This is a genomic window from Cryobacterium sp. Y62 (assembly GCF_002929785.1).
Taxonomy (GTDB): Bacteria; Actinomycetota; Actinomycetes; order Actinomycetales; family Microbacteriaceae; genus Cryobacterium.
In genome coordinates, this window is sequence record NZ_PJJK01000078.1 from 17,517 (window position 1) to 30,054 (window position 12,538).

A 12,538-nucleotide genomic window follows, 5' to 3' on the forward strand; every position below is an offset into this window, starting at 1 on the left:
GACCGACGCAACGCTGCCCGGCATCACCCTCAACGGAGCCGCGCGTGCGCACACGCGGGGCGAGACCGTCACCGATCTGGTCGGGGAGGCAACCGGACGCCGGATTGCGCCGGACGGTCAGGCGGCGGATGGGAAGCGGCTCGGCGTCGCCGTCGCCCTGAATGCCGCCGTGGTGCCGCGGAGCCAGTGGTCGACCACGGCACTGAACCTCGGTGACGACATCGAAATCATCGCGGCAGTGCAGGGAGGCTAGACCGATGATTACCCGGGACACACTGAATTTCCATGAATCCGCCCGTCTCCAGGAACGCGCGAGCCTCCATGAATCCGCGAGCGTCGGCGAAGAAACGGGTCGTGATTCGTTGCTGATCGACGGGGTGCACCTGACCTCGCGTCTGATTATGGGCACCGGCGGAGCCCCGAGCCTCGACGGGCTGGGCGCTGCCCTGCTGGCTTCCGGTACTGAGCTGACGACCGTGGCCATGCGCCGGTACAGCCCCGACATGGCCGGGTCCCTGTTTGACCTGCTCATCGACAACGGAATCCGTGTGCTCCCCAACACGGCCGGCTGCTTCACCGCCCGCGAAGCCGTGCTGACGGCGGAGCTGGCCCGCGAGGCGCTGGAAACCGACTGGGTCAAGTTGGAGGTCATTGCCGAGGAGCACACGTTGCTGCCGGATGCCGTCGAGCTGGTAGACGCCACGGAACAGCTGGTCGCCCGCGGCTTCAAGGTCTTTGCCTATACCAACGACGACCCGGTGCTGGCTTTGCGGTTGGAGAATCTGGGAGCCGTCGCCATCATGCCGCTCGGCGCCCCGATCGGCACGGGCCTCGGCATCCTGAACCCGCACAATATTGAGCTGATCGTGGCCCGGGCCGGCGTTCCAGTGGTACTCGATGCCGGAATCGGCACGGCGTCGGATGCGGCGCTGGCGATGGAGCTGGGCTGCGACGCCGTGCTTCTGGCCACGGCCGTGACGAGGGCGCAGGATCCGGTGCGAATGGCTTCGGCCTTCAAACATGCCGTCATCGCCGGTCGGCTCGCCGCCCAGGCCGGGCGAATACCGAAACGCCAGCACGCCCTGGCATCTTCCGCCATGGAAGGACGCCCAGACCTGTGAGCATGCTGCCACCTGTGGCGGAACCAGCCGCCGCCCTGACCGCCTTGGAAATGGAACGCTATTCTCGGCACATCATGATTCCCGAGATCGGCACGCTCGGCCAGCGAAGGCTGAAGAACGCCAAGGTGCTCGTGATCGGCGCCGGCGGCCTTGGCTCGCCGGTGCTGCTCTATCTTGCCGCCGCCGGTGTTGGCACTCTCGGGATCGTCGACGACGACATCGTCGACCTCAGTAACCTGCAGCGTCAGGTGATTCACGGTGTGACGGATGTGGGGCGGTCCAAACTGGATTCGGCCCGTGACGCGGTCGCGGAGCTGAACCCGCTGGTCACGGTGCGGCTTCATGACACTCGGCTCGATTCGCCCAACGCCCTCGCGCTGTTTGCCGACTACGACCTGATTGTGGATGGAACCGACAACTTCGCCACGCGCTACCTGGTCAACGACGCCGCCGCCCTGCTCGGCAAACCCTGTGTCTGGGGGTCCATCTTGCGCTTCGATGGGCAGGTCAGCGTCTTCTGGGAGAAACACGGACCGACCTACCGGGATCTGTACCCAGAGCCGCCCGCCGCGGGATCCGTTCCGTCGTGCTCGGAGGGTGGGGTCTTCGGGATGCTCTGCGCAGCCGTCGGGTCCATGATGGTGACCGAGGTCGTGAAATTGATCACCGGCGTCGGGCGCACCCTGCTGGGGCGCGTTCTGCTGTTCGATGCACTGGCCGCGTCCTGGCGAGAGATCACCGTGCGTGAGGACCCCGCCGGCCTGCCGATCACGAAACTGGTCGACTATGAACTCCTCTGCGGCGTGGTTCCAGAACCGGTTCCGGGCGTCGAAGACACCATAACCGTGCACCAACTGGCCACGATGCTCGGCGAGCGGGAGGCCGGCCGGGGTGACTTCGATCTGATCGACGTCAGGGAGCCGGGCGAACACGCCATCGTCAGCATCCCCGGCTCCCGGCTGATTCCGCAGGGCCACATCCTCTCCCAAGAGATGATCCCGGAACTGCGCCAGGATCGGGACATCGTGCTGCACTGCAAGGCCGGCGCGCGTTCGGCCGACGTGCTGGCCGACCTCCGGCGCCGCGGCTACACCCGAGTTCAGCACGTGCAGGGCGGAGTGCTGGCATGGGTGAAAGAAATTGAACCGTCCAAGCCGACGTATTAAAGAAATGAGTTAGCCGATGCCTCGCGACCACGCGCGAGCTGGCCGCGGCGCGGATTTGACCTCGTCCGAAACCCCGTGTAAACAAGACCTGCCGAGTCTTTCGGCACCACAACACCACATAACGACAGGGGAGCGCCGGCTCGCAAAGAGCGAAGTCGGGCGCTGAGAGTGCGTTCACACGCAGACCCTCGAACCTGATCCGGTTAGTACCGGCGAAGGGAGTCGAGTTCTCAGAGACATCAGCGGCATCGGGCCTGATTCCAGACCCGCTTTCGATGGATGCCTCTCCCCTCCTGTTTCCTCAGGAGGACATCATGACCAACACCGAAACCACAGTTGTAAAGAAAAAGACGCGCGAGTGGCGCGTCGTCGATATCGTCGTCGCCTCCGTCGTATCCGTCGCCGTCGGCGTCATCTTCTGGGCCTGGTCGGCCGGATACGCGGGCATCGCGGTCATCACGGCGGCCTTTCCGCCGCTCGGCGGACTCTATGGCGGCGGCTGGCTGATTGCCGGCGTCATCGGCGGTCTGATCATCCGAAAGCCAGGGGCCGCGCTCTACTGCGAGCTGCTGGCCGCCGTCGTCGAAGCACTGCTGGGCTCGGCCTTCGGACTCACCGTCATTCTCTCGGGCCTGATTCAGGGCGTCGGGGCCGAGTTGGCCTTCGCGCTGTTTGGCTACCGAAAGTTCACCCTGCCGGTCGCCGTGCTCGCCGGGGCGCTGGCCGGTGTGGCGATGGGCATCCATGCCAGCTTCAGCAGCAACGCCGAGTGGGCGTTCGGTTGGAAGATCGTCTACGTGGTTCTCGGTGCCGTCTCTGGGGCCGTCATTGCCGGCCTGTTATCCTGGCTGGCCGTGCGGGGCCTTGGCCGCACGGGCGCGCTGTCCAACCTGGCCGCCCGCCGGGCCGCGACGGAATCCGTGTTCTGACGAATGGGTGTCCCGAAGAACCACGGCAACGACGGGGTGCGGCCAGCTATGGTGTCCGCCGCAGGCTGGGGCTGGCAACATTCCGGCCGCACCCGCAAGGCGATCGCCGACCTGAACCTGACGATTGAGCCCGGGGAACGCGTTTTGCTCCTAGGCCCTTCCGGAGCTGGTAAGTCGACACTGCTCCACGCCTTGGCCGGCGTTCTCGGCGGCGACGAGGAGGCCTCCGAATTCGGCCGCCTGCTGATCGACGGCCGGCCGGCCGCCGAGCAGCGCGGCCGCTCCGGGCTGATGCAGCAAGACCCGGATTCACAGGTGGTCCTCTCCCGGTTGGGTGACGACGTCGCATTCGGCGCGGAGAATCTCTCGGTACCCCGGGGGGAAATCTGGCGGCGGGTGCACGAATCGCTCGACGCCGTCGGACTGAACCTTCCGCTGGACTACCCGACCTCGCGGCTGTCCGGCGGCCAGAAACAACGCCTCGGGCTGGCCGGCATCCTGGCCATGCGGCCGGGCCTGATCCTGCTGGATGAGCCGACGGCGAACCTTGACCCGGCGGGCGTGCTCGAGGTTCGCGACGCGGTGGTGAGAACCCTTGACCGCACCGGGGCGACCCTGGTTGTGGTCGAGCATCGAGTGGCCATTTGGGCGGATGTGGCGACCCGGATTGTCGTTCTGGAGCCCGGCGGAGGCGTCATGATCGATGGTTCACCCGCCAATGTGCTGAACCAGGCCCGCCGGATGCTGATCGAGGCCGGAGTGTGGGTTCCGGGTTTCGTCCCCGAGACCCGAAGCCGCGTGAATCCGCCGACCGACCAGAACGGAGGCTTGCGCGGAACCGATCGCTCAGTGCTCCTGAGTGCGTCAGGCCTCGGCGTTTCCCGCCGACGGCCGAGACGGCGGCATCCGGTCACCCCCGTGATAACAGGACTTTCGGCTGAGGTGTTCGCCGGGGAGGTACTGAGCATCACCGGCCCCAACGGCGTCGGAAAATCCACGGTCGCCCTGACTCTGGCCGGGCTCCTGCCCGCCGCCCAGGGTGAGATCGTCGCATCCACCGTGCTGCGCCGCGAAGCCGGGCCTGATCCCTTTGCCTGGACCGGGTCAGAGCTCATCGCTCGAATCGGCACGGTCTTTCAAGAACCGGAGCACCAGTTCGTCACCGGCAACGTGCTGGACGAGCTGAACTTCGGACCGCGGCGCCTGGGCCGGGGGGAGGAACGCGTGGACGACCTTCTGCAGCGGCTCTGCCTCACGCATCTGACCGCGGCCAACCCGTTCACCCTGTCGGGGGGCGAAAAGCGTCGGTTGTCCGTTGCCACCGTGCTCGCGGCCAGCCCGCAGGTTCTGGTGCTCGACGAGCCGATCTTCGGACAGGACTCGAACACCTGGGCCGAATTGGCCGGGCTGCTCACCGAGCTGCTGGATGCCGGTACGGCCGTCGTCTCCGTCACCCACGACGAGGAATTCACCAAGGTTCTAGGCGGGCGCCGGCTACACCTTGAACCTGACCGTGTCGCGCTCGAGGCCCTGGCATGAGCGCCGACATGAGGGCTGGAGTGAGCGCCGACGTCATCGCTGTGCCCCGATCCACCTGGCTTTTGGCCAACGCCAACCCGTTGTCCAAGCTCGCCGCCGCCCTGCTCCTGACGCTGGCTCTGCTACTGACCATCGATTGGGCGTCCGCGACCGTGGCACTGGTCTTAGAGCTGGCAGTGCTGCCGCTGGCCGGGGTCAGCATCCGTATTCTGGTCGTCCGCGGCTGGCCGATTCTGGCTGCCGCACTGGTTGGCGGCTACGGAACGGCCCTCCTGGCTCCCAAGACCGGGGGCGTGCTGTTCGATTGGGGGCCGCTGGTTTTCACTGAAGGCTCGTTGGAGTCGGGACTGGCCATTGTGCTGCGTGGCATCGCCATCGCCCTACCGGGCATTATTCTGCTCGCCAGCACCGATCCGACGGACCTGGCCGATTCGTTTGCCCAGAATCTGAGGTTGCCGCATCGTTTTGTGCTCGGGGCGTTGGCCGCGCTGCGTCTGGTGGGGCTCATGGTCGAGGAATGGCAGACCCTCGGCATAGCCCGCCGGGCTCGCGGTGTGGGCTCGAACGTCGGTTTCCTGGGCCGGTTCACGGCATCCGTCGGCCAGGGCCTGGCCTTGCTGGTGCAGGCCCTCCGGCGGGCAACCAGACTGGCCGTGACCATGGAAGCCAGGGGCTTCGGCGGGCGCCAACGCACGTGGGCGCGCGAATCCAACTTCAGGGTCATCGACCTGTGGGTCATGACGGCCGGCGTGATCATCACCGGTGCTGCTATGACGGCCGCAATTACCCTCCACACCTGGAACCCCGTGTGGACCTGAGAAGCACCGGAGCGAGTAGAGAGGAATACCCGGTGAACCTGTATCCGAGCACGAACGGTGGGATGCCACACTTGAAAAGCCACGCCACCAGACTGGGTTTGAGGTCGACCCCCCGAGTGCTCAGTATCGCCGGCACCGACCCCACCGGCGGCGCGGGTATCCAGGCGGACCTGAAAAGCATCGCGGCCAACGGTGGCTACGGCATGGCCGTGGTGACCGCCCTGGTGGCTCAGAATACGCGCGGGGTGCGTTCCGTGCACACCCCGCCGGTGAAGTTTCTCCGCGAGCAGCTCGACGCGGTCAGCGATGACGTCGTGATCGATGCCGTCAAGATCGGCATGCTGGCCGACGTCGATGTGATCCGGGAGGTGCGTTCGTGGCTGGAAGCCATCCGTCCTCCCCTGGTGGTGCTGGATCCGGTCATGGTGGCCACGAGCGGGGACCGTCTCCTGGCGCCATCCGCCGAGCAGGCCTTGCGGGATTTGGTGTCTCTCGCCGATCTGATCACCCCTAATATCCCCGAACTGGCGGTGCTGCTGCAGGAGCCGACCGCCGGCAGTTGGCTCGAGGCGGTGGAACAGGGCAAGCGCTTATCCCGGATCTCCGGGGCGACAGTGCTGGTCAAGGGTGGACACCTGACGGGTGTCAGCTGTCCGGATGCGCTGGTCAACACCCAGGGATTGCTGGCCGACACCGTGGTCGAGTTTACTTCGCCGCGCGTGGACACGAGCAACACGCACGGCACGGGCTGTTCGCTTTCCTCGGCCATGGCAACGGCTCAGGCCCAAACGGGTGACTGGGCCGCGTCGCTCTCGCGGGTCAAGGCCTGGCTACAGGATGCGCTGACTTACGCGGACGAACTCGAAGTCGGTTCCGGCAACGGGCCGATCAATCACTTTCACCAGCTGTTTGCCGGCCGGCCCCCTCTCTGCTGACCCTGCGCACCAGATCACCGTGCCTTCAGAGAAAATCGCTTCCAGTGGCCCTCCCGGCGGAGAAGAATCTCGTCGGTTCAAGACCGTCGTAACACCATGCATCAGGAGAAGCACCTGGGCACAATGACCGCATAGCCAGCGATTATCGAGGCTAGAGGGAGGTCCCGGTCAGTTCCGTCGTCATTTTTGAACTGGGATAGAATCAATTTTTGGGACTGATCCGGCTGTCAAGGTTCGGAAATATTTGCAATGGAAGAGCGGCATACAAAATGGCTGTCTCTGGCGGTTTTTTCGTGGTGTCGAGGCGATGGCCGTGGGATCTATTGGCAGGAACGGAGATCCTGGTTTGCGACAAGACCCGCGATGTGGTGTACGCCGTGCGGCAGGAGCTTTCGACCCGGCAGATCGAGTTGCGACGCGTCGGTGGCCGTCTCGCCTGGCTGCACGAACGAAGAGCCGGTGAGAAGGACGATCGAGACTGAGCGGGGAAGTTAGGACGTCTGTTGCGCTCGCCCTGTTCACATGGACAGCACAGGAACTGAATTACCTCCGCGCCGGGCTGCGGCGCGGCAGGCGAGGAACGGTAGCTGAGGATGAGGCGCCCGCATCCGGCGGTACGATCACTACCTGCCGCGCTGGTATGTCACGGCTAGCGGTTTGCACGAGAAGTTCGGTGGTTGGATCGGTACCGCGTTTGACGACTGCGAGTGCGATCGGTCCTAATTCGAAGTGCCGGGCAACCGAGGTCACCTGGCCCACACTCTTGTCCTGGCCGTCCTGGTTCGGCACCACAACGTCGTCCCCGTGCGCCGGCAGCACGGTATCAAAATCGTCCGTGTAAAGCATGACGAGTCTGCGCGGTGGATGGCCGATGTTATGGACCTTGGCCACCGTCTGTTGGCCGCGATAACCGCCTTTGCTCAGGTGCACGGCTGTGCGCAACCAATCCAGTTCATGGGGAATGGTTTTGTCATCGACTTCGGTGGCAAAACGTGGACGCCACGCGGCGATGTGCAACGCTTCGAGAGCGAGCAGTCCAGCGACAGGAATATCGGAGGCGGCGATGCCGGCAAGTTTGGTGCGGGGTAGCAGCAATTCGCTGTAGGTCCAGCCTGCGGCCGGGTATCGTACCGCTACCGCGTATTGGTGCCCACCTTGGCTCACATCCATCCACGGGTCGCGCCAAACCAATGGGAGGCCATGCGGGGCGGCCACCGGGAGCTGAGGCTGGCCGAGGGTGCCGATTGTCGCGAAATCGACGGAACGATCCGCAAGTTCCACCCGCAACGCGAATTGCATGCTGCCAGCCGCTGCAGAAGCCCGGACGCTTTTTCGCGCTCAAGCAATAGCCACAGGTTGGTACCGTCATCGATCAAACGAACCGCATATTCGATCCGACCAGTCATATTCAGCAGCAAGGTCTCTGTGGATTCCCCTGGTGCCAGGTGGGCGACACTCTGACTGGTCAGCGAGTTGATCCAGCTCAGACGATCGGGGCCGGTGATGGTGATCACTGCCCGGTGGGAGAGGTCGACGATCGCGGTTCCGGCGGCCAGTTGGCGCTGCTCGAAGATCGGGTTCCCGTAGTGGGCGGCCACACCGGAGTTGGTCCCATCACCGGCATCGACGGTGCCGGGCCTGTTGAGGAATTCACTCGACATGAGCGAGATGTCCTGAAGCGCACGTGGCCTGTTTGTGGGCGAGCGCTCTGATGTCCCGGGACCGCGGCCAGGACCCATGCCTCGTGGCGGCATCCGGCGTGGCGGCGTGGACCTGGATGCTGGTGTGGGAGTTGTTGTTGAGCTGTGGCAAGCCGATTCCTTCGTTCATCCTTTGCGCTGTGATGCCTTTCGCTCGCAGCGCTCACAGGTGACCTAACACGGGCCGGGGCCGTCCTGTCGTGGGTACGGCCGTACCTGGTCAGTACATTCCGAGTTGGAGCTTGGCGGCTTCCGACATTCGGTCCTGGCCCCACGGTGGGTCCCAGACCAGTTCGATATCGATGTCGCTGACGCCGGGAACCGCCTGGATTGCGGTGCGGGCGTCTTCTTTGAGCACATCGCCCATCCCGCAACCGGGAGCGGTCATGGACATTTTGACTTCGACCCGGTGAGAGCCCTCAGCGAGCAACTCTTCCTGACAGAGATAGATCAGCCCCAGGTCCACGACGTTGACGGGGAGTTCCGGGTCGAAGACCGTCTTGAGCTGGTCCAGCACCTGGTCCAGATCGAACGGACCGTCCGTCTTGATCACTGTTTCGGCGGCAGGCCTGGTCAGTCCGAGCGCGGCGGAGTCCTCGGCACTAATCCGGACTCCACGGGCACGGGTGGCGAGCCGAGTGGCGACTGCCTGGATGGCGATGGCGGCTGGATCGTCTGGGGCGGCGAGCACGACAGGGATACCCCGGTCCCCGCCGCTTCGCAGCGACACGCTCAGCGGCACCTGGGCGAGTATCGGCACGGGAGTCTCTTTCCCGACCGAGAGGCGCCGAGCGACCTCTGCGCCACCGCCTGAACCGAAAAGCTCGAGCACGCTGCCGTCCGGCTGCGGCATCCCAGCCATGTTCTCGATCACGCCATAGATTTTCTGGCCGGTCTGGCGTGCGACGACTCCGCTGCGCTCAGCTACCTCAGCAGCGGCCGGTTGCGGCGTGGTAACAACGATGACTTCGGCGTGGGGGAGGAGCTGGCCGACAGAGATCGCCACATCGCCTGTGCCCGGTGGCAGGTCGAGCAGCAGAATGTCGAGATCGCCGAAGTACACTTCGGTGAGAAACTGCTGAATCGTACGGTGCAGCATGGGCCCTCGCCATGCCACGGCGGCCGACGCGTCCTCGATGAACATGCCGATCGAAATCACCTTCACGTCGTATGCGATCGGCGGCAGGATCATGTCGCCGACCTGTGTCGGCTTGGCGGCAAGGCCGTTTGTGACCAACCCGAGAAGACCGGGGATCGAAAACCCGTACACATCGGCGTCGAGGAGTCCCACGCGCAACCCCTGTGCGGCCAGAGCGACCGCCAGATTGGCAGTGATCGTGGACTTGCCCACACCGCCCTTGCCACTCGTGACGGCGTAGATACGGGTAAGCGAATCGGGCCCAAACTGAATTGTGGGCGCAAACTTGCCACCACGCAGTTTCTCGGTCAACGCGTTTCGTTGCTCCCGCGTCATGATGGTCACGTCGACGGTGGCGTTGCCGACTCCCGTGACGGACTCCGCAGCCTGGAGCACATCGCGTTGGATCCGCTGCGCTGCGGGGCATCCAACAATTGTCAGCCGGATTCCCACTGTCGCGTGACCGTCTTCGGCGACCGTCACGCCGGAGACCATGTCGAGCTCCGTAATCGGTTTGCGCATCTCCGGGTCGGTCACTTGCGCGAGGGCGGTGAGCAGATGGTCTCTAATCAACTGCGGGCCGCCCTTCTGTGCAGCGGCCTCAGTGAGGCTAACGCCATGGGGGCGATGGTGGCGGTCATAGTTAGTGTTCCTTTGGGATATCTACGACGGAGCCGGGGCCGTCCTGTCGTGGTACGACCGTGCTTGGTCAGTACATTCCGAGTTGGAGCTTGGCGGCTTCCGAGATTCGGTCCTGGCCCCACGGTGGGTCCCAGACCAGTTCGATATCGATGTCGCTGACGCCGGGAACCGCCTGGATTGCGGTGCGGGCGTCTTCTTTGAGTACGTCACCCATCCCGCAACCCGGAGCGGTCATAGACATTTTGACTTCGACTCGGTGGGAACCATCAGCAAGCAACTCTTCTTGGCAGAGATAGATCAGTCCCAAGTCCACGACATTGATCGGGATTTCCGGGTCGAAAACGTTCTTGAGCTGGTCCAGCACCTGGTCCAGGTCGAACGGACCATCATTCTGGATCACTGTTTCGGCGACGGGCTTGATCAGTCCGAGCGCGGCTGAGTCCTCGGCACTGATCCGCACCAGATAACCCATGGCGGTTTGCACGGTCACGCTATCGCCCAGGGTCTGCGTCACGACAACTTCTTCGCCTGCCTGGAGCAGCATCGGCTGCCCACCGGGGATCACCGTCGCCTGCGCGTTCTGGCTGAGTGTAACTATTGTGTACCGGCCTGAGTCCATGGTCGTCTATTCCTTCTCGCTCGGGTGGTCGCCGGTTTCGAGGGCGTTGCGCAATGCCTGCCAGGCCAGGGTGGCGCACTTAACCCGCCCCGGGTATTCCCATACCCCCGACAGCGCAGCTAGCTTGCCTACGTCGACCAGTGCCTGTTCATCCACGGTTTCGGTGGTCAGCATGCTGTGGACGCGGGTGAACAGGGCGAGGGCGTCACCTTGTGGCAGACCCTTCACCGCCATGGTCATCAGCGATGCGGAGGCCCGCGAGATGGCGCATCCGTTTCCCTCGAAGGCAATGTCGGAGACAGCACCGTCGGTGAGGTCAAGGTAGAGGGTCAAGTGGTCACCACAGAGTGGGTTGACCACGTCGACCGTGCAGGTCGCGGCCGCCAGTTCACGAAAATTTCGTGGACTGCGGGCGTGCTCGATGATCATTTCTTGGTAGAGGCCGGCGATGCCCACGCTCGCTTGCCCGTTCATACCTCGACCGGGCGGTCGTCTTTCCTAAACCGGCCAGCGACGAGTGGTTCCAGCTGCGTCCGGAGCTGCTCGATGGCAATCCGGTCGACCATCTCGTGTACGAACGCGTAGATGAGCAGACCGCGGGCTTCCTCCAATGGTATTCCGCGAGCCTGCAGGTATAGCAGCGCCTCCTCGTCCATTTGGCCGACTGCCGCACCGTGCGTGCACTTCACGTCGTCGGTGTATATCTCCAGCCTTGGTCTGGTGTCGACCTCGGCGCGGTCGGAAAGAATCAGGTTTTTGTTCTTCTGGTTCGCATCGGTTCCGTCGGCACCGTGGCGAACCATGATGTGCCCGTTGAACACCCCGTGTCCGTGTCCGTCTAGCACGCCTTTGTACAGCTGGTTGCTGGTGCAGTCGGTCGCGGCGTGATCGATGAAGATTGTGTTGTCGTGGAGTTGATCGCCTTGCGGCAGGTAGACGCCGTCGAGGCTGACCTCGGCGCCGACGCCGTCCAGAAGTACCCGCACCTCGTGGCGGGCGATGCTGGCGCCGAGCATGACGGAGCGGGAGGTGAAGCGGCTGTTGCGCCCTTGATGCACGTCGAGCAGTGCCAGATGGAACGCGGTCACGGGTTCGAGCTGAACCTTATAGTGCTCAATCTGCGCGTCATCGGCCAGGACGAATTCGGTAACGGCATTGGTGAGATACACGTCGCCATCGATCCCCGCGTAGGTCTCGACGATCGTCGCGCGACTGCCCGAATCGGCGATGATCACCGACCGTGGACTGGATATCAGGGGGACTCCGCCGGCATTGGAGAAGAATACGAGTTGGATCGGCTCGTCCAGAATCGCCCCGGACGTGAGGTGAATGAATGCACCGTCCTCCGCGAGTGCGTCGTTGAAGGCGGCGAACGCGTGATGTTCGCCGGGTGTATGCGAGAAGAAGGGCTCGAGGCGATCAGACCCCGCAGCCAGCACCGCGGCGAGAGTCGTCACGACAGAGCCGGCTGGCAGGTCCGTCAGCCGCGAAAGCTCGGGCGCGAAGTGTCCGTTGACGAAGATCAACCGCGGACCACCGAGGTCGACCGCTGCTGCGTCGATCATTTCTGCGGTTACCCAGTTGCTGGAGGTCACGGTGGCGGCTTCGAACGGCACAGCGAGGATCGGGCCGAGTGCTGTGTACTTCCAGTCCTCATCCTTGTGGGTCGGGAAACCGTGCTCGCCCACCCACCGGAGGGCATTCACGCGTGCATCGCTCAGCCAAGCGGGATCGCGGACGTTCTGTGGGGGTTCAAGGATGGAGAGTACGCCGCCAGCGGCGCTCGTCAGCGTCACCTGGCCACCCCGACCGGGCTCAAACGCTCGGAGTCGGCGCGTTGGGTGCCCGTGTAGCCGTGCTCTTCGAGCTCGACGGCGAGGTCTTTGTCCCCGGAGCGCACGATTCTTCCGGCGGTCATAACATGCACCTGA

Annotated in this window: 11 protein-coding genes, 3 pseudogenes and 1 riboswitch; of the genes and pseudogenes, 8 read left to right on the forward strand and 6 right to left on the reverse strand. The window is 64.2% G+C overall.

Annotated features, from left to right (window positions below; all coding sequences use genetic code 11):
• The first annotated feature begins 22 nt into the window (after positions 1-22).
• The 8 genes and pseudogenes from thiS (at position 23) to CXY71_RS03145 (ending at position 6,990) form a co-directional block, all read left to right on the forward strand.
• Complete coding sequence (thiS, locus tag CXY71_RS03110; protein WP_104134243.1) at positions 23-253, forward strand: sulfur carrier protein ThiS; 231 nt, start codon at positions 23-25, stop codon at positions 251-253.
• 4 nt (positions 254-257) lie between these two features.
• Positions 258-1,121, forward strand: a complete 864-nt coding sequence (locus CXY71_RS03115) for a thiazole synthase (RefSeq protein ID WP_104134231.1) — start codon at positions 258-260, stop codon at positions 1,119-1,121.
• 2 nt (positions 1,122-1,123) lie between these two features.
• The gene (gene moeB / locus CXY71_RS03120) at positions 1,124-2,287 is read left to right on the forward strand and encodes a molybdopterin-synthase adenylyltransferase MoeB (RefSeq protein ID WP_104134232.1); all 1,164 of its coding nucleotides are present in this window, start codon (positions 1,124-1,126) and stop codon (positions 2,285-2,287) included.
• Positions 2,288-2,403: 116 nt separating this feature from the next.
• A riboswitch (TPP riboswitch) is annotated at positions 2,404-2,525 on the forward strand.
• Between the two features lie 76 nt (positions 2,526-2,601).
• Positions 2,602-3,216 (forward strand): ECF transporter S component, encoded by a 615-nt coding sequence (locus CXY71_RS03125; protein ID WP_104134233.1) that lies wholly within the window; start codon positions 2,602-2,604, stop codon positions 3,214-3,216.
• Positions 3,217-3,219: 3 nt separating this feature from the next.
• Positions 3,220-4,755, forward strand: coding sequence for an ABC transporter ATP-binding protein (locus CXY71_RS03130; protein ID WP_104134234.1), 1,536 nt, complete (start codon positions 3,220-3,222; stop codon positions 4,753-4,755).
• An 8-nt stretch (positions 4,756-4,763) separates the two neighbouring features.
• Positions 4,764-5,573, forward strand: coding sequence for an energy-coupling factor transporter transmembrane protein EcfT (locus tag CXY71_RS03135; protein ID WP_104134244.1), 810 nt, complete (start codon positions 4,764-4,766; stop codon positions 5,571-5,573).
• 62 nt (positions 5,574-5,635) lie between these two features.
• Positions 5,636-6,481 (forward strand): annotated as a pseudogene (gene thiD / locus CXY71_RS03140) (bifunctional hydroxymethylpyrimidine kinase/phosphomethylpyrimidine kinase); the annotation flags it as partial.
• A 296-nt stretch (positions 6,482-6,777) separates the two neighbouring features.
• Positions 6,778-6,990, forward strand: a complete 213-nt coding sequence (locus CXY71_RS03145; protein ID WP_104134235.1) for a hypothetical protein — start codon at positions 6,778-6,780, stop codon at positions 6,988-6,990.
• A 61-nt stretch (positions 6,991-7,051) separates the two neighbouring features.
• Here the strand turns inward: CXY71_RS03145 and CXY71_RS03150 are convergent.
• The 6 genes and pseudogenes from CXY71_RS03150 to sufD form a co-directional block, all read right to left on the reverse strand.
• Positions 7,052-8,169, reverse strand: a pseudogene (locus CXY71_RS03150) (folate-binding protein YgfZ).
• A gap of 259 nt (positions 8,170-8,428) precedes the next feature.
• Positions 8,429-8,761, reverse strand: a complete 333-nt coding sequence (locus CXY71_RS21745; RefSeq protein WP_233204355.1) for an iron-sulfur cluster assembly protein — start codon at positions 8,759-8,761, stop codon at positions 8,429-8,431.
• Positions 8,762-8,818: 57 nt separating this feature from the next.
• Positions 8,819-9,904, reverse strand: a pseudogene (locus CXY71_RS03160) (P-loop NTPase); the annotation flags it as partial.
• A 151-nt stretch (positions 9,905-10,055) separates the two neighbouring features.
• Complete coding sequence (locus CXY71_RS03165; protein WP_104134238.1) at positions 10,056-10,607, reverse strand: iron-sulfur cluster assembly protein; 552 nt, start codon at positions 10,605-10,607, stop codon at positions 10,056-10,058.
• Between the two features lie 6 nt (positions 10,608-10,613).
• Positions 10,614-11,081: a Fe-S cluster assembly sulfur transfer protein SufU gene (sufU, locus tag CXY71_RS03170; RefSeq protein WP_104134239.1), complete on the reverse strand. Its 468-nt coding sequence runs from the start codon at positions 11,079-11,081 to the stop codon at positions 10,614-10,616.
• Positions 11,078-12,403 carry a Fe-S cluster assembly protein SufD gene (sufD, locus tag CXY71_RS03175; protein WP_199184191.1) on the reverse strand — a complete coding sequence of 442 codons (1,326 nt, stop codon included), beginning with the start codon at positions 12,401-12,403 and terminating at the stop codon, positions 11,078-11,080. Before sufD ends, sufU begins: the two co-directional genes overlap by 4 nt.
• Positions 12,404-12,538 lie beyond the last annotated feature (135 nt).